We start from the raw sequence: 15572 nt of genomic DNA, 5'->3' as shown, positions 1-15572 counted from the left end.
AGATTTCTACCTTCTATTTGACTATTCATCTCCCATAACAGGGCGCGGCCCACCCCAACGCATGAACCTTGACGCCATAGACCAGATATTGCTCAGCGAGCTGCGTGAAAACGCGCGTTGCCCGGTGGCCTTGCTCGCCCGCAAGGTGAGCCTGTCGCGCACGGCAGTGCAGGCCCGCATAGAGCGGCTGGAGCGTGACAAGGTCATCACCGGTTACGGCGTGCGCACCGGCGACGCCTATGAGCAATCGCAGGTAGCCGCCCACGTGATGCTCACCGTCGGCCCCAAGCTGTCGGGCCCGGTCGAGGCGGCGCTGCGCAAGATCCCCGAGGTCCGCTCACTGCTCTCGGTCAGCGGCACCTTCGACATGATCGCCATCGTGCAGGCCGGCTCGATCGAGCGGCTGGACGCGCTGATCGACGGCATTGGCCTGCTCGACGGGGTGGAGCGCACCAATACCTCAGTGGTGCTGTCTACGCGGATTCACCGCTAGGCCGCTTGAAGCCGACCCTCAACTGACTTGCGAAAGAAAATCTGCCGGCCGTTCCAGCGTTTTGACATGGCGCTAAACCCGAGGCCCGTATAGATTCTGGTCGAAGCCGCATTGAACTCGTTCGTGTCCAGGCACACGCTGGCGCAGCCGGCCTGGCACGCATGCGCCAGTGCGAACTCGATGAGCGCCTTGCCCGTACCCTGCCTGCGAACGGACGGGTCAACAAACAGGTCTTCAATGGTGGCCTCGGTGCCGCTGGCCCACATGGAATGGCGATAGCGTTGCAGCACGTAACCCGAGGCTTGGCCGTGAACCATGGCGATGAAGAATTCCGCGTCTTGCGACCCAAGCAACTTGCGGACGCTGTCGCCAAACTGGACGTCCGAGGGCGTGTGCCGCTCCAGATGGTTGCGAAAGGCGACGGCCATGGCCACGATGGCTGGCTCATCTTGCGGGGTGGCGATACGGATGTGCATGGTGAGTGGCTGGCGTCGTGAAGTGGCGAAAGGGAAACCGGCAGAGCTGACTGTTTGTTGCTGCTGTTGCTTCCTCACAGTCTGCAGGAGCAGCCCCCACGCGATCCAGCGGTTTTGCAAGGTTTTGGTTGCGCTTTACGTTGAAAGTCCTTGTTCCGGTACATGCCTGCAAAAGGCAAATCAAACCGCAAGCCCCCGGCAGCAGTTTTTTCCGATTCCCCCAAATCTCAGGCACAAAATTGCTGCCAAGCCCAATGAAGGCGAGCGCAAGAAGCTATTGATTTGATAGCGACTGAAGCTTCATGCTGTGCCCGCCTGCCATGGCGCATGCTTGTCCATCACRCCGGCATATAGCGCGCTGGCTTCAAAGTGCGCCAGCCAGGCTAGCAGTTGCGGCCAGGGCTGGCCTGCAAACCAGGCGGGGTCGGTATGCGCGAACTGGCGCACAAATGGCAGCAGCGCCATGTCGGCCAGGCTGGCGCGTGCGCCAAACAGCCACCCGCCTGCCAGCATGCCGTCCAGCTTGAGCAGCCATGCCGCACCCAGGCCGCGCTGCAGCTGCGCAAAAGCCTCGGTATTGCCTGCGGATTCTTCGGTGTAGCGATTCGGGTATTTGTAGCGGTCCAGGCTGCGCTTGAAAGCACCGTCGTTGCCGGCAATCAGCGCGAGCATGTCATCGATGGAACCCTTGGGTGGTGAGAGCCAGCCCTCGGGATCATTGCGCCRCAGTGCCCACAGCATCACGTCCAGGCTTTCATCAATGACTTCGCCGCCGGGCAGCACCAGCACGGGCACCGTGCCTTTGGGTGACGCGGCCAGCATTGGCATGGGTTTGTTCTTCAACACGACTTCGCGCAGCTCGTGCGGCTCGCCACTCACGGCCAGCGCCAGCCGGGCGCGCATGGCATACGGGCAGCGGCGAAAGGAATACAGGACGGGCAGGGCGCTGTTCATGGCCTGAGACACCAGGTGCTTCAGGTGCCGGATTGCCGCACGCCGATGTGCGCGGCATTGCGCGCTTCGGCCAGTTCGACCTGGCGCTGGCGCTCGCGGTAGCCGGCTTTCTGTTCTTCCGTCGTCTTCCCATGGCAGTGCGCGCAGCTCACGCCCAGCTCGTACAGCGGCGACTGGCGGTCTGCCTCGCTCAGTGGGTCGCGGCACGAGCGGCACAGCGTGAAGGCGCCGGGCTTGAGGCCGTGGCCGACGGACACACGCTCGTCAAACACAAAACATTCGCCTTCCCAGGTGCTTTGCGCCTCGGGCACGGTTTCCAGGTACTTGAGGATGCCGCCTTCGAGGTGGTAGACCTCTTCAAAGCCTTTGGAGCGAAGCAGCGCGGTGGATTTCTCGCAGCGAATGCCCCCGGTGCAGAACATGGCTACCTTCGGCTTTTTGCCGTCATGCGCCGCCAGCTTGCCGCCTTCGGCCATTTCGCGCTCCACCCAGCCGGGCAGCTCTGAAAAGCTGCTGGTGTGCGGGTTGATGGCGCCGTGGAAGGTGCCGATGGACACCTCGTAGTCGTTGCGTGTATCGACCAGCACCACGCCCGGCTCGTTGATCAGCTGGTTCCACTCCTGCGGCTTGACGTATTCGCCCGCCATCAGCGCGGGGTGCACTTCCGGCACCCCCATGGTGACGATCTCGCGCTTGAGGCGCACCTTCATCCGGTAGAAGGGCATGGACTCAGCCCAGGCCTCCTTGTGCTCGAGCTTCGCCAGGCGCGGGTCACTGCGCAGATACGCCAGCACGGCGCGCACACCTTCTTCAGGCCCGGCAATAGTGCCGTTGATGCCTTCTGCCGCAAGCAGCAGCGTGCCCTTGACACCATGGGCTTCGCACTGCGCCAGCAACGGCGCCTGCAGCTCGGCGAAATCGGGCAGCTCAACGAACTGGTAAAGGGCAGCGGTCAGGAAGTCAGACATGAAAAAACAGGCGAAAAGCGAAAAGAAATGTGCGGTGGTTCAAAAAGAGGGCAAACAGGGACAAAAGTCGGAAAACGCGAAAAGACCCTAAATGGTGCGTACACGCGCTGAAATGGCGCCGATACCGCGCCGAAATGGCACAAGCGCTCCCAGGCTCCATCGTAGCGGCTCGGGTCTTAGCATTTTGTAACCCCGATTTTGTGACGGAAAGCGCCGAATTCAATGTTTTATGGCCATGCTGGTAGACATTTTGTTGCAATGCAGCAAAATGACCGTGTACTTATTGATCTGGCGCAAATCCCTTCCTGGAAATCAACGTAGACGCCGACCTCGAACCGACCCCAGATGGCCCACCACTTTTTGTCAAACCATGTCCAGAAGCATAAGCAGTCTTTGGCTTAAAAGCATGCGCCGCATGGGCAAGGCCCAGCAGGCGCAAGGCTTGCGGCTGTTTGAAAGCCTGCTGCCCAAGGTCACACCGGCGTTGCCTGCCGCCACAACGCCGCGCAGACGCAGGCCCGGGGTCAAGCTGCTGAAACCGGTGGTTGCCCGGCCCGCCAAAAAAGCCCGCCGGCCCACGGCTGCACAGGCCCGCGCCGCAGCCGGGTTGCCCGGCACCTGGCGCAAGGCCTGGTTTACTTTGCCCGGGGACGGATTGCTGACGGATTCCCGGCGCATGCTGTACTGGTTGTACCTTCCCGCTACGGCCGCTACGGCCGCTACGGCCGCTACGGCCGTTACTGCCGGGGTTCCCGATGCCCCTGCGGCACCGCGCCCGCTGGTGGTGATGCTGCACGGCTGCCAGCAGACGGCGGCCGACTTTGCAGCGGGCAGCCGCATGAACGAGCTGGCCGAGCGCAAGGGTTTTGCGGTGCTCTACCCCCAGCAATCCAGTGCAGCCGACGCCCACCGCTGCTGGCACTGGTACAAGCGGGCCACACAAAACGGGGAGGGCGATGTGGGCGTGATCGCCGCCATGATTTCGCAGGTGCAGCAAAAACACGGGCTTGACGCTTCACGAACTTACGTGGCGGGCCTGTCGGCCGGCGCCGCGCTGGCGGCCATCGTGGCACTGCGCCACCCGGAGCTGATCGCGGCCGTGGGCATGCACTCGGCACCCGTGTTCGGCACCACCCATTCGCCCTTCAGYGCCTACCGGGCCATGCAACACGGCTCGGGCTCGTCTTACGATGCGGTGGCGCGCTTGTTTGCCAGCGACCAGCCGGAGTTCCCGGGCATGCCGGCCATCCTGATCCATGGCGACAACGATGCCGTGGTGCGGCGGGTGAACGCCGAGCAGCTGGCCGAGCAGTTCGAAATCATCAACAACCCGGTCATTACCCAAAATGCGGCCCGCCTCGAGCCGGTGGTTCGCCGCTACCCCGAGCGCCGCAGCGGCAGGCGGCCACGCCATGCCTACCAGACGACGACCTGGTACGCCGGCCGCAAGCCGCAGCTGGTGAAGTGCGACGTAGATGCTCTGGGCCACGCCTGGAGCGGCGGAGACGCCAGCATGGAATACAGCGAGCCCGAGGGCCCGGACGCCACGCTCATGATGTGGACGTTTTTTACCTACCACCGCCGCAATGCTGCCCTGGCTGCGGCAGAGCCTGGTGCGGCAAAGTAGCTGAGCCTGATCCGCTATCAAATCAATAGCGTGTTGCGCCCGTTTACTGAGGGCTTCAGCCTGTTTTTCTTTAAATTCGTCAGCGCGGCAGCAGCCCCGCCATAAAACCGTCTACCGCATCGGTATACCCGCCGGGCAGGCCCAGCGTGGTGTTGACCTGCTCATGCGTTAGGTCTTGCGGCAGCACACTGGCCCGCGCACCCCTGGCTGTCACCTTCGCGGCAAAGTCACGCGACTGTGCGCAGGGGTCATCCGCCCGTTGTGTCGAGCAGACCAGCAGCATCGGCGTGGCGTCAGCCGCCAGCACGCTGCTGGGTGACACAGTGCGCCAATAGGTTGGGTCGGCGCCAAACACGCGGTCGTAAAACCGCATGTGCCGTGCTTTCATGATGCGCTCAAGGTCCAGCGCGGCGCTGTCAAGCGCCACGGTGCCGAGCCAGGGTTTGGCACCAGACTCGCGTGCCAGTGCCGGCGAAGCGCCCAGCAGCGCCACCAGGTGCGCGCCGGCCGAATGTCCCATGAGGATGACCTTCGCCGGATCGCCACCCCACGAGGCGGCCATGGCTTGCGTCTTGGCCAGGGCGCTGGCTACATCGCGTGCCTGCACCAGCGGGTCAACCTGCGGCGACAGGCGATAGCCCACCGACACCAGGATGTAGCCCTTCTGTTTGACCCACCAGGCCACCTTGTTGTCGGTCACGTTGGCCATGGCCTTGTTGCCCACCATCCAGGCGCCGCCGTGCACCATGACGATGACCGGTGCGTTGGCTGCCGGCTGCAGCGGCAGGTAGGCATCCATGCGCTGGCGTGGGTCTGTGCCGTAGGCGATGTCGGGGATTTGCTGCACACCGGCCGGCACGGTGGACCTGGCGGTTTTTCGCGCCAGGCGGCCACTGTCCTGCTGGGCAGCCACCGGCCCGGCATAGAGAACCGCGGTGAGCAGGAACGCAAGCGCAAGCGTCGGCCAGTGCGTGGGGAGGCGAGGGGCAAGGGACATGTCATGGCTCCAGTGGTGTTGCGGCGGGCAGGCCGGACAGCATATCCGGCCCGCCTCTGACCTTGTGCGTCAACGATGGGTCAGGTATTCGGGCGGCGCGATGCGCAGTCATTAGCCAGCCGGTTTGCGCGAGCCTTTTTTCGACGCCACAAAGGTCTCGATGTCGGCCAGCGAGATAGTGCCTGCATGGCTGGCGTCGATGGCGTCAAAGTTCTTGTACACCTTGGGCATTTTTGCCTGCGCTTCTTCGCGGGTCAGCTTGCCGTCCTTGTTGGTGTCGGCCGCCTCAAAGCGTTTTTGCAGTTCGGTGCGGGCCTTTTCCAGTCGGGCGGCGTTGGGTGCCTGTGCATGGGCCGCGGTACCCAGCATGAGAAAGCCCATGAGGCCCATGATTGAAAGTGTGCGGAGATTGAAAGAGAAGGCCATGAGAGCGCTCCAAAAAAAATGAAAGTGAAGGTTGAAATTTTGAAAACCGGATTTGATAAAAGGCCCAGGCCCGTTTAGCGCGAAGGGCAGCTCATCGCCGCGCCGGCAGCGTCATAGCAGGTCGTGCTGCGGGTGACACCGGTGGCCTGGTTGTAGGAGGCCGTGCTTTGCACACTGTTGCCGGTGGCGGCGCTGGTGGCCGTGGTGTTGCGGCTGGCGTTGACGGCGCCGTCGGCGGTTTTGCTGCTGTTGCCGCTGCTTTGCACGCTGCCTTTGGCGCCGGTGGCGGCAAACTCCCCGCTGCGTTGTGCCGAGCCGTCCGCGCTGCGGCTGGCCTGGCCGGTGCGCACGGCGGTGGCGCCGTTGGGGCCTGTGGTGGAGGCACTGCCCACGGTACTGGCATTGCCTTGCCCGTCGGCGGTAGTGCTGCGGTTGCGTACCCGTGTGCCGCCTTGTGGGCCCTCGCGGGTGACCGCCCTGGTGGCGGTGGCGCTGCCATCGGCATGGGTCCGCACCACGTGGCGGCTGGCCGCTTCGGCGGGGGTGGCAAAACCTGCGGCCAGCAGGGTGCATGTCAGGGCGGTGGTCAGGGCAGTGGCGGAAAGCATGGTTTTCATGGTGAACTCCTTGAAGGTTGACGTTGAACGGTGAAGCGTCTTGAGGTTCCGGCCGCATCGCAGCGCCGTGATGCCACTGTGGCCGCCAGATGTGAGCCAGGCATGGCTGCAAGCGGCCTCTTGATGACAAGGCATGAATAAATCCCGGCTTTGTCATCGTTTGTCATGATTTGCCGGGCAGGTGGCCAGGCGCGGGCCGCTACCATGGGGCATCTTTCTTGCGGCGGGGTGTTTTCTTATGGTTGTTTTCAGCGCGCTTTTGCAAACAGGCCCTTCACGATGAGCGAGCCGCTAGCCCGGGTCCTGGTGGTCGACGACGAGGCCGACCTGCGCAGCCTGTTGCAGCGTTACCTGAGCGACCAGGGTTACGCCGTGCGCACACTCGAAGACGCCAAAACCTTGGACACCCTGCTGGCGCGCGAACGTTTTGACGTGCTGGTGCTCGACGTCATGATGCCGGGCGAAGACGGGCTGGCGGTGTGCCGCCGCCTGCGCGTGCAGGGCGAAACCATTCCCATCGTCATGCTGACCGCCCGCGGCGACCCGGTGGACCGCATCGTCGGGCTGGAAATGGGGGCCGACGATTACTTGCCCAAGCCCTTCAATCCGCGCGAGCTGCTGGCCCGCATCCAGGCGCTGGTGCGCCGGCAGCGTATGCTGGGCGCGCACAGCGGCCCGTTGCCCGGCCAGGGTACGGTGCAGTTTGGCGCCTTCACCCTGAAGCTGGAAGCACGCCGGCTGGAAAAAAACGGCGAAGACGTGCCACTCACCACCGGTGAATTCAGCCTCCTGCAGGCATTGGCCCTGCACCCCAACCGGCCGTTGGGCCGCGACAGGCTGATCGAGCTGGCCTATGGCCGCGACCACGAAGCCACCGACCGCAGCATCGACGTGCAGGTCATGCGCCTGCGCAAGTTGATTGAGGCGGACCCTTCCCAGCCGGCGCACATCCAGACCGTGTGGGGCGTGGGTTATGTGTTTGTGCCGGAAGGCGGTGCGGCAAAAAGCGGCAAGGCGGGCAAGCCGTGAGGCTATTTCCATGAAGCTGTTTCCGCGCAGCCTGTTCGGCCGCAATGTGCTGCTGATCGTGGTGCTTATCGTGGTGGGCCAGCTGGCCAGCGCGCTGCTGGTGCGCCAGCTGATCATCAAGCCCCGACTGGCGCAGCTTTCGGTGGCGGTGGCGCGCAATGTCAGCTCCATCCGTGCCGGCCTGGCCGCCATGCCGCCCGCGCAGCGCGAGGCTTTTGTCGCGCAGTTCAACCGCCGCGCCATGCAGGGCATTGCCGATGACGACGAGGGTGACGGCCGTGGCGAACGCCGGCTGCTGAGCCGGCTTGAGCGGCGCTTCGTCAMTGAAGCCTCGCGCGGCATCGCGCTGGAAGGCGAGGGCTCCGAGATCATCTGGCGCCGCGAAGCCGGCGGCAGCCTGGCGGTGCGGCTGCGCCTGGACGGCGCCGACCATTGGGTCAACCTGCCCGGCGTGCTGCCGGCGCGTGAATTCACCGGCGCCTGGGTCGTAACCTCGCTCGCCAGCGCCTTGCTGGCCTTGCTGGGCGCGCTGCTGATTCACCGTTACCTGAACCAGCCCCTGCGCCGCGTGATGGCTTCGGCGCACACGCTGGCGGGCGGCACCAGCCCGCAGCCGCTGCCCGAAGACGGCCCCACGGAAATCGCCGACCTGAGCCGCAGCTTTAACCAGATGGTGCGCAGCCTGGCCCAGGCCGACGACGAGCGAGCGCTAATGCTGGCCGGGGTGTCGCACGACCTGCGCACACCGCTGACCAAGCTGCGCCTGGGCATCGAGATCCTGCGCGACAAGGCCGAAAAAGCCGGTCAAGGCGACGATGAGCTGATGGCCCGAATGACACGCGGCGTGGAAGAAATGGACGCCATCATCAGCCAGTTCCTGGACTTTGCCCGCAGCACCGAAAGCGAAGCGCCGGCGCCGGTGGCGCTGGATGTGCTGGCGGCTGAGGTGGCGGCCGCCTCGGCCGGCCACGGCATGCCGGTGGCGCTGCAGGGCGGCAACCCGCCGCCGGTGCCCTTGCGCCCGCGTGCGATGCGCCGCGTGCTCACCAACCTGGTTGAAAATGCCTGGCGCCATGGGCTCCCGCCGGTCACCATAGCCACCGGTACGCAGGGCGATTCGGTCTGGATAGCGGTGACGGATCACGGCGCCGGCATTGACGCCGGGCAGGCCGAGGCCTTGAAGCAACCCTTTCGCCGCGCTGAAAGCACACGCACCGGCCCGCYGGGCGCCGGGCTGGGCCTGGCCATCGTGGACCGCATCGTGCGCGCGCACGGCGGCAAGTTTGAGCTGCTGCCTGCCGACGGCGGGGGCCTCTGCGCCCGGATCACGCTGCCGCGGGCCTGAAACACCCCAAAAAAAGGCCTCGAAAGGCCTTTTTTGAGTGTCAAAACGGGCTGCAGGCCAATAGAGACGAGCGCAAGCAGCTATTGATTTGATAGCGATTGCTGCGGCTTCACCCGAACTGCACCAGGTTGAGAATGGGCAGCGGGCCGCCGGGAAACTGCGCCAGGCGTCCACCCACGGCCAAAGTGCCGAGGTCGATTCCCGAGAACCCGAGCTGGCTGATCAGTGCCGCCACGGTCGCCTTTGCCTTGGCGTCGTCGCCCGAGAAAAACAGCACGCGTTTGCCGCCCTGGTCGGCGGGGTCAGTGGCCAGCAACTGGGCGACCAGGTGGTTAAAGGCCTTCACCACGCGCGCGCCGGGCACCAGCTCGGCAAACACTTCGCTGGAGGCGCGGCCGTTCAACTCAACGGGCCGGAGAGGAGGGCCTTCGACCGCGTTGTTGGCGTCAATGACGACACGGCCGCCAAAGTTGGGCAAACCGGCCAGCGCTTCAGGCAGGCGACCCCAGTTGACGGCCACCAGCACGATGTCTTTTGTGGCGGCTTCCTTGACGGTGCCGGCGTGGATGGTGGGGCCGAGTTCGCGCACGATGTCTTTGAGCGAGTCCGGGCCGCGGCTGTTGGACAGCGTGGCATGGATGCCCTGGCGGGCCAGGGTTTTGGCAAATGCCGTGCCGATGGCGCCGGCACCGACGATCCCGATGCTGGGGGTGCTGGATGGGGTTGAGAGGGTAGACATAAATTCACTCCTTGGTTGTTGATGGGTGAATGATGGGTTTTTGATTGCCTTTTGATAAGCAGGTAATTGATTGAATTATTTTCAATCATTACTTTAAAATGGTGAAATGGAAACCCTGGCCAACCTCGAATCGTTTATTCGCAGCGCCGAAGGCCGCAGCTTTTCTGAGGCGGCACGGCGCTTGGCCCTGACGCCTGCCGCCGTCAGCCGCAACGTCGCCATGCTGGAGCGAAACCTGGGCGTGCGGCTGTTTCAGCGCTCGACCCGCAAACTCACGCTGACCGAAGCCGGTGAACGCTTCCTGGTCTCGATCAGCGGCAACCTCGATGCGCTGCAGTCCGCCATCGCGGCCATCTCCAGCGACAGCGGCGCCCCCGCAGGTCAACTCAAGGTCAGCATGTCGCCCACCTTTGGCATCGACTACATCGTGCCGCTGCTGCCGGCCTTCCTGGACCGTTATCCGCTCATACGTCCTGACTGGTACTTTGAAAACCGCCCGGTCGACCTGATCGCCGAGGGGTATGACGCGGCCATCGGCGGCGGCTTTGAGCTGTCGCCAGGCGTGGTGTCGCGCGCACTGGCCCCGATCCACCTGGTCGCCGTGGCATCGCCCGCCTATATGGCAGGCCAGCAGGCCCCGGCCGACCCCGCGGGCCTGGCCGGGCTCAAAGGCATCGCCCTGCGTTCCAGCGGAACGGGCCGGGTTCGCCAGTGGGTCATGCGCAATGCGGCCGGCGCGGAAGTTCCGGCAGGTTTCATGGATTCGGTGGTGGTGAACGACCCGACGGCCATGCGCGCGGCAGCGTTGCTGGGCCTGGGCGTGACGCTCGTGGCTTTGCCCGATGTACTGCCTTTGCTGGAGCGCGGTGAACTCGTCAGGGTGCTGCCGCAGTGGTATGTCGATGCCGGCGTGATCTCGATTTACTACGCCACGCGCAGCCAGATGCCTGTCAAGACGCGGGTGTTCATCGATTTTGTGGTCGAGGCCTTCGAGCGCGACCAACTGGCCCGGCGCTTTACCGGCGGCCCGGGCTAAGAGGCCCGGTCGCCGGCAAGGGCGGCAGACTTCGCCCACAATTCCTTTTTACGTTTCCCCTTCCGTTTCCGTATCTCATTGAAGGCAAAGACACCCATGACCCAATCCCTCAAAGCCGCCGTGATGGGCGCAGGCGCCGTTGGTTGTTATTACGGCGGCATGCTGGCCCGTGCGGGGCTTGACGTGGTGCTGATCGCCCGGCCCCGGCATGCTGACGCCATTCAGAGTGACGGCCTGCACATGGAAACCCGCACTTTCGACGAACACGTGCGCCTGGCCGCCAGCAGCGAACCCACCGCCGTGCAGGGCGCCGGCCTGGTGCTGTTCTGCGTGAAGTCCACCGACACCGAAGCGGCCGGTGCATTGATCCGGCCGCACCTGGCGCCAGATGCGCTGGTGCTCTGCCTGCAAAACGGCGTCGACAACGCCGACCGCCTGCGCACTGTGCTGCCGCAGCATGCAGTGGCTGCCGCCGTGGTGTACGTCGCTACCGAAATGGCCGGCCCCGGCCACGTCAGGCACCACGGCCGCGGCGAGCTGGTGATTGAGCCGGCCAGCCGGAGCGAGGCCGTGGCCCAGGCCTTCATCGCAGCCGGTGTGCCGGTTGAAATCTCCAGCAATGTGCGCGGCGCGTTGTGGGCCAAACTCATCCTCAACTGCGCTTACAACGCCGTCTCGGCCATCGCGCAGCTGCCGTACGGCAAAACCGTGCAGGGCGAGGGCGTGAAAGACGTCATGCGCGACGTGGTGGCCGAATGCCTGGCCGTGGCAGAGGCCGAAGGCGTGCAGGTGCAGGGCGACATGCACCTGGCCGTGGACAAGCTGGCCGGCAGCATGCCCAACCAGTTGTCATCCACCGCACAAGACCTGGCGCGCGGCAAACCCACCGAGATCGACTACCTCAACGGGCTGGTCGTCAGGCGCGGTGAAGCGCTGGGTGTGGCCACGCCGGCGAACCGGGTGTTGTGGGCGCTGGTGAAGTTAATGGAAGGCAAGTGACGCATTCAGTTGCTGCCGGCCAGTGCACCAGAGCACTGCCGACGCAGCGAAGCTGACTGCGCTACCGCGGCTTTGACGCGGCCTCGTGTTTCAGCCGGTCAGGCGCGTTGCGGCGCCAGTGTCTTGGTGTAAAGCGACGCGCCGGCCAGGTCTTTCAAGGTGACTGTCATGGCCCTGGTTTTCGCGTCGATGTCGACCTGGCCAAAGAACTGCATGCCGTTGGTGGGTGGCGCGTTCACTTCGGTGGGGGCTTTCTGGTACATCACCTGCATGCCGAAGGTGGCGTCGGTTTTGTTGGGCCCAAATCCACCGGCGTTGAGCGGACCCGACACAAACTCCCAGAATGGCGAAAAATCATTGAACCTGGCCTTGGCCGGGTCGAAATAATGCGCGGCGGTGTAGTGAACATCGGCCGTCAGCCACACCACATTCTTGATGCCGGCACGCTTGATCTCGCGCAGCAGGCGCGCAATTTCGATTTCGCGACCCAGGGGGACGCCATCGTCACCGTTGGCGATGGCTTCCCAGCGGCTGCGGCCGTCGCTGTCTTTGCCATCGTCCACATGCAGGCTGATGGGCATGTCGGCGGCGATCACTTTCCAGACCGATTTTGAGCGCTTCAGGCCGTCCAGCAGCCAGGCAACTTGAGGGCGGCCCATAAAGGCGCTTTCTTCGGTTTCGCTGGTTTGCAGGTTATGGCTGTTGGGACCGCGATAGCTGCGCATGTCGACCACAAACATGTCCAGCAGGGGGCCTTGGGGCAAATGGCGGTACACACGCTCACTCTCCACGTCGGCGGTACGGCGTATGGGCGCAAATTCATGAAAGGCCCGGGTGGCGCGCGCCACCAGCAAGGGCACATTCTTTTCGGTGTAACGCTTGTCGGCACCGAAGTCTTTGGAGTCAGACCAGTTATTGGCCACCTCGTGGTCATCCCATTGCCAGATTTGCGGCACTTCAGCTGCCATGCGGCGCACATTGGTGTCCATCAGGTTGTAGCGATAGCGGCCGCGGTACTCGTTGAGTGTTTCCGCGACCTTGCTGACCTCTTCGGTGACCACGTTGTTCCAGAGGGAACCATCAGCAAGCTTGACCTGCGCCGTGATGGGACCATCGGCGTAAATCGTGTCGCCACAATGCAGGAAGAAGTCAGGGTTGACCTTTCGCATCTGCTCGTAGATTTTCATGCCGCCCCATGCCTCGTTGATGCCCCAGCCTTGCCCGGCCGTATCGCCACTCCATGTGAAGCGCACGTCGCGTACAGCCTTGGCCCCTGCGCCGGCAGGCAGACGCAGGTGGCCGGCCACGGCTTCAGACAGCACACGTTCGTTATGCAGGTCTTGCAGCACCACCCGGTAGAAAATTTCCTGGCCCGCCGGCAGGCCCGTCAGGTCCACGCGCCCGGTGAAGTCGGTGTCGTCCATCAGGTAAGGGCCCCGCACGCGCGTGGCATTGGTAAAACTGGCGGTCGTTGCCCACTCGAGCCAAAGGCGTGAAGGCCGGTCGCTGCGGGTCCATATCACCGCGCCGTCCGCTTTTGGGTCGCCACTTTGAACCCCGTGGGCCATTTGGGGCCGCATGGCTTCGCGCGTGATGAGGGCAGGGGCTGACTGCGCCTTGGCGAGGCGGGGAAGCACCATGGCCGAGCCTCCCAACACGGCAGCAGTCGAATTAACAAATTGTCGGCGATCCATGGGTTTCTCCAGAAAAAGTAGTGGCGTTGGAKCGCCTATTCTTTTGGCAGGACATGTCAGCTTCATGAATCATCTGCCCGTCGAAAAGCTGTAGTGCTGCCGGGTGCGCATCGTCCAAGCCAGCGCCTGGGTGGCCAGACGATGTAACGGTTGGCACCAAAATATTTGTCAATGGCGTTGAAATGCACAAATTTGGGGCGACGCAATCGCCTCCGCAGTGCCTCCGGGGGCCAGCAAGGCCGGATCCGCGGTGTTTTGCTAGCGGCACGGTATGTGCTTGCATCCCTGAGGTCAGGCTGACGAAGGCCTGCGCAGGGTAAAGCGAGCTTCGCGGTGCCCAATCGATCTGAATGGATAACGGCGTCCACTTCGGTCTTCAATCTTTTTGAAGATCTCGAAGTGGATTTTTTTTTGGCAAAACAGGATTTAGAGGGATCGTATGGCTTATTTAGTGCCTTCGGAATTTGTGACCAAGATGGTGGATGCGGGTGAATCCAAAATCTTCATGTCTACCCGCGACACCGTGATCCGGGCCTATATGGCCGGCGCCATCCTGGCGCTGGCGGCCTGGTTCGCCGTCACCATCAACGTGCAAACCGGCCAGCCGCTGCTGGGCGCCGTGCTGTTTCCGGTCGGTTTTGTCATGCTCTACCTGTTCGGCTTCGACTTGCTCACCGGCGTGTTCGTGCTGTGCCCGCTGGCGCTGATCGACAAACGCCCGGGCGTCACGGTCAAGGGCGTTCTGCGCAATTGGGGCCTGGTGTTCACCGGCAACTTCCTGGGTGCCTTCACGGTGGCCGTGATGATGGCAATCTACGTCACCAACGGCTTTTCGACCGAGCCCAACGCCGTGGGCAAGGCCATCGGCGTTGTGGGCGAGAACCGCACGCTGGGCTACCAGAAGTACGGCGCCAACGGCATGCTCACATTGTTCGTGCGCGGCATGCTGTGCAACTGGATGGTGTCGGCCGGCGTGGTGGGGGCGATGATCTCCACCCAGGTGAGCGGCAAGGTGATCGCGATGTGGATGCCCATCATGCTGTTCTTCTACATGGTGTTCGAGCATTCCATCGTGAACATGTTCCTGTTCCCGTCCGGCCTGCTGCTGGGCGCGCATTTCACCATCATGGACTACCTGATCTGGAACGAAATTCCGACGGTGCTGGGCAACCTGGTGGGCGGCCTGGCCTTCACCGGCTTGACGCTGTATGCCACGCACATTAAAACCGGACCGTCACGTTCCTTTAAATAACCTGCTTTCAAAACAAAAGCTCCCGCGCATGCAAGATACAAAGATGCGCGGGGGCTTTGCCGGTACCCCACATGTCCAGTGAACTGAAGATATCGGCAGGTCAGTATTCGGACAAGGGCCGCAAGGAAACCAACCAGGATTTCCACGGCATCTATGTACCCAAAGAGCCGCAACTGAGCGCCAAGGGCATTGCCATTGCATTGGCCGACGGCATCAGCAGCAGTGCCGTCAGCGACGTGGCCAGCCAGTACGCCGTCACCGGTTTCCTTGAGGACTATTACTGCACCTCGGAAGCCTGGTCGGTCAAGACATCGGCCGAGCGGATCCTGAGCGCCACCAACTCCTGGCTGCATGCGCAGACACAGAAAAGCCAGTACCGCTACGACAAGGACAAAGGCTATGTGTGCACCCTGAGTGCCATGGTCATCAAGTCGACCACTGCGCATATTTTTCATGTCGGTGATTCACGCATTTACCGCCTGCGCGGCAAGGCGCTGGAACAACTGACCAACGACCACCGTGTGTGGATTTCCCAGGGCCAAAGCTATCTGGGCCGCGCGCTGGGCTTCAAGCCGCAGCTTGAGATCGACTACCAGACCCAGCAGGTGGAGCAGGGCGACATCTTTCTTCTGGCCACCGACGGCGTGTATGAACACGTCAGCGAATACGACATGGCCGGCCTCATCCACATCTGTGCCGACGAGCCTGGCGGGCTGGATATGGCAGCCAAGTCCATCGTCGAAAAAGCCCTGGAGCGAGGCAGTGGCGACAACCTCACGGCACAAATTGTCCGCGTCGATGAGCTGCCCAACGGGCAGGCCGGCGAGCTGCTCCAGCAGCTGTCAGGCCTACCGCTTCCGCCCATCCTGGAGGCCAGGACGCAGTTTGACGGCTACACCATCGTCCGCGAAGTGCACGGC

Annotated in this window: 16 protein-coding genes; 8 read left to right on the top strand and 8 right to left on the bottom strand. The window is 63.4% G+C overall.

The window, feature by feature from the left end:
- A partial coding sequence (locus AC1D1X_RS03520) for an Lrp/AsnC family transcriptional regulator (protein WP_477697834.1) occupies positions 1-493 on the top strand: 493 nt, incomplete at its 5' end.
- Here the strand turns inward: AC1D1X_RS03520 and AC1D1X_RS03515 are convergent.
- The 3 genes from AC1D1X_RS03515 to trhO all read right to left on the bottom strand — a co-directional run bounded on the left by AC1D1X_RS03515 (position 490) and on the right by trhO (position 2891).
- A complete protein-coding gene (locus AC1D1X_RS03515) occupies positions 490-969 on the bottom strand; it encodes a GNAT family N-acetyltransferase (protein WP_477669433.1) in 480 nt (159 codons plus the stop codon). The genes AC1D1X_RS03520 and AC1D1X_RS03515 overlap by 4 nt on opposite strands.
- 300 nt (positions 970-1269) lie before the next feature.
- A complete protein-coding gene (locus AC1D1X_RS03510; RefSeq protein WP_477697833.1) occupies positions 1270-1923 on the bottom strand; it encodes a glutathione S-transferase in 654 nt (217 codons plus the stop codon).
- 20 nt (positions 1924-1943) lie between these two features.
- Positions 1944-2891 carry an oxygen-dependent tRNA uridine(34) hydroxylase TrhO gene (gene trhO, locus AC1D1X_RS03505; protein WP_477669435.1) on the bottom strand — a complete coding sequence of 316 codons (948 nt, stop codon included), beginning with the start codon at positions 2889-2891 and terminating at the stop codon, positions 1944-1946.
- A 370-nt stretch (positions 2892-3261) separates the two neighbouring features.
- Here trhO and AC1D1X_RS03500 point away from each other — a divergent pair, with 370 nt between their 5' ends.
- Positions 3262-4518: an extracellular catalytic domain type 1 short-chain-length polyhydroxyalkanoate depolymerase gene (locus tag AC1D1X_RS03500; RefSeq protein WP_477669436.1), complete on the top strand. Its 1257-nt coding sequence runs from the start codon at positions 3262-3264 to the stop codon at positions 4516-4518.
- 79 nt (positions 4519-4597) lie between these two features.
- Here the strand turns inward: AC1D1X_RS03500 and AC1D1X_RS03495 are convergent, their stop codons facing one another.
- The 3 genes from AC1D1X_RS03495 to AC1D1X_RS03485 all read right to left on the bottom strand — a co-directional run bounded on the left by AC1D1X_RS03495 (position 4598) and on the right by AC1D1X_RS03485 (position 6558).
- The gene (locus AC1D1X_RS03495) at positions 4598-5515 is read right to left on the bottom strand and encodes an alpha/beta hydrolase (RefSeq protein ID WP_477669437.1); all 918 of its coding nucleotides are present in this window, start codon (positions 5513-5515) and stop codon (positions 4598-4600) included.
- Between the two features lie 111 nt (positions 5516-5626).
- Positions 5627-5941 (bottom strand): EF-hand domain-containing protein, encoded by a 315-nt coding sequence (locus tag AC1D1X_RS03490; protein ID WP_477669438.1) that lies wholly within the window; start codon positions 5939-5941, stop codon positions 5627-5629.
- Positions 5942-6015: 74 nt separating this feature from the next.
- Complete coding sequence (locus AC1D1X_RS03485; RefSeq protein WP_477669439.1) at positions 6016-6558, bottom strand: hypothetical protein; 543 nt, start codon at positions 6556-6558, stop codon at positions 6016-6018.
- 279 nt (positions 6559-6837) lie between these two features.
- Here AC1D1X_RS03485 and ompR point away from each other — a divergent pair, with 279 nt between their 5' ends.
- Both ompR and AC1D1X_RS03475 read left to right on the top strand, forming a co-directional pair.
- Positions 6838-7587 carry an osmolarity response regulator transcription factor OmpR gene (ompR, locus tag AC1D1X_RS03480; protein WP_477669440.1) on the top strand — a complete coding sequence of 250 codons (750 nt, stop codon included), beginning with the start codon at positions 6838-6840 and terminating at the stop codon, positions 7585-7587.
- Positions 7588-7597: 10 nt separating this feature from the next.
- Positions 7598-8932 carry an ATP-binding protein gene (locus AC1D1X_RS03475; RefSeq protein WP_477697832.1) on the top strand — a complete coding sequence of 445 codons (1335 nt, stop codon included), beginning with the start codon at positions 7598-7600 and terminating at the stop codon, positions 8930-8932.
- A gap of 109 nt (positions 8933-9041) precedes the next feature.
- Here the strand turns inward: AC1D1X_RS03475 and AC1D1X_RS03470 are convergent, their stop codons facing one another.
- Complete coding sequence (locus AC1D1X_RS03470) at positions 9042-9671, bottom strand: NADPH-dependent F420 reductase (RefSeq protein ID WP_477669442.1); 630 nt, start codon at positions 9669-9671, stop codon at positions 9042-9044.
- A gap of 106 nt (positions 9672-9777) precedes the next feature.
- Here AC1D1X_RS03470 and AC1D1X_RS03465 point away from each other — a divergent pair, with 106 nt between their 5' ends.
- Positions 9778-10707 carry a LysR family transcriptional regulator gene (locus AC1D1X_RS03465; protein ID WP_477669443.1) on the top strand — a complete coding sequence of 310 codons (930 nt, stop codon included), beginning with the start codon at positions 9778-9780 and terminating at the stop codon, positions 10705-10707.
- A 96-nt stretch (positions 10708-10803) separates the two neighbouring features.
- Positions 10804-11706: a ketopantoate reductase family protein gene (locus tag AC1D1X_RS03460; protein ID WP_477669444.1), complete on the top strand. Its 903-nt coding sequence runs from the start codon at positions 10804-10806 to the stop codon at positions 11704-11706.
- 98 nt (positions 11707-11804) lie between these two features.
- Here the strand turns inward: AC1D1X_RS03460 and AC1D1X_RS03455 are convergent, their stop codons facing one another.
- Positions 11805-13400 carry an alkaline phosphatase D family protein gene (locus AC1D1X_RS03455; RefSeq protein ID WP_477669445.1) on the bottom strand — a complete coding sequence of 532 codons (1596 nt, stop codon included), beginning with the start codon at positions 13398-13400 and terminating at the stop codon, positions 11805-11807.
- A gap of 439 nt (positions 13401-13839) precedes the next feature.
- Between AC1D1X_RS03455 and AC1D1X_RS03450 the strand changes: the two genes are divergently transcribed.
- Together AC1D1X_RS03450 and AC1D1X_RS03445 are read left to right on the top strand one after the other, a co-directional pair.
- Entirely contained in the window at positions 13840-14652 is an 813-nt protein-coding gene (locus tag AC1D1X_RS03450; RefSeq protein ID WP_477669446.1) for a formate/nitrite transporter family protein, read from the top strand.
- Between the two features lie 71 nt (positions 14653-14723).
- Positions 14724-15572: PP2C family protein-serine/threonine phosphatase (locus tag AC1D1X_RS03445; protein ID WP_477697831.1), on the top strand; the 849-nt coding region annotated here is incomplete at its 3' end.

The sequence above is a fragment of the Polaromonas sp. P1_G4 genome (assembly GCF_056405475.1).
This window is presented reverse-complemented; position numbering and strand designations above follow the sequence as displayed.

What these genes read in the sequence shown, in the direction of transcription:
- AC1D1X_RS03515 (WP_477669433.1), bottom strand. Translation starts at nt 969, where the DNA reads ATGCACATCCGTATCGCCACCCCGCAAGATGAGCCAGCCATCGTGGCC.
- trhO (WP_477669435.1), bottom strand. Translation starts at nt 2,891, where the DNA reads ATGTCTGACTTCCTGACCGCTGCCCTTTACCAGTTCGTTGAGCTGCCC.
- AC1D1X_RS03495 (WP_477669437.1), bottom strand. Translation starts at nt 5,515, where the DNA reads ATGTCCCTTGCCCCTCGCCTCCCCACGCACTGGCCGACGCTTGCGCTT.
- AC1D1X_RS03490 (WP_477669438.1), bottom strand. Translation starts at nt 5,941, where the DNA reads ATGGCCTTCTCTTTCAATCTCCGCACACTTTCAATCATGGGCCTCATG.
- AC1D1X_RS03485 (WP_477669439.1), bottom strand. Translation starts at nt 6,558, where the DNA reads ATGAAAACCATGCTTTCCGCCACTGCCCTGACCACCGCCCTGACATGC.
- ompR (WP_477669440.1), top strand. Translation starts at nt 6,838, where the DNA reads ATGAGCGAGCCGCTAGCCCGGGTCCTGGTGGTCGACGACGAGGCCGAC.
- AC1D1X_RS03470 (WP_477669442.1), bottom strand. Translation starts at nt 9,671, where the DNA reads ATGTCTACCCTCTCAACCCCATCCAGCACCCCCAGCATCGGGATCGTC.
- AC1D1X_RS03465 (WP_477669443.1), top strand. Translation starts at nt 9,778, where the DNA reads ATGGAAACCCTGGCCAACCTCGAATCGTTTATTCGCAGCGCCGAAGGC.
- AC1D1X_RS03460 (WP_477669444.1), top strand. Translation starts at nt 10,804, where the DNA reads ATGACCCAATCCCTCAAAGCCGCCGTGATGGGCGCAGGCGCCGTTGGT.
- AC1D1X_RS03455 (WP_477669445.1), bottom strand. Translation starts at nt 13,400, where the DNA reads ATGGATCGCCGACAATTTGTTAATTCGACTGCTGCCGTGTTGGGAGGC.
- AC1D1X_RS03450 (WP_477669446.1), top strand. Translation starts at nt 13,840, where the DNA reads ATGGCTTATTTAGTGCCTTCGGAATTTGTGACCAAGATGGTGGATGCG.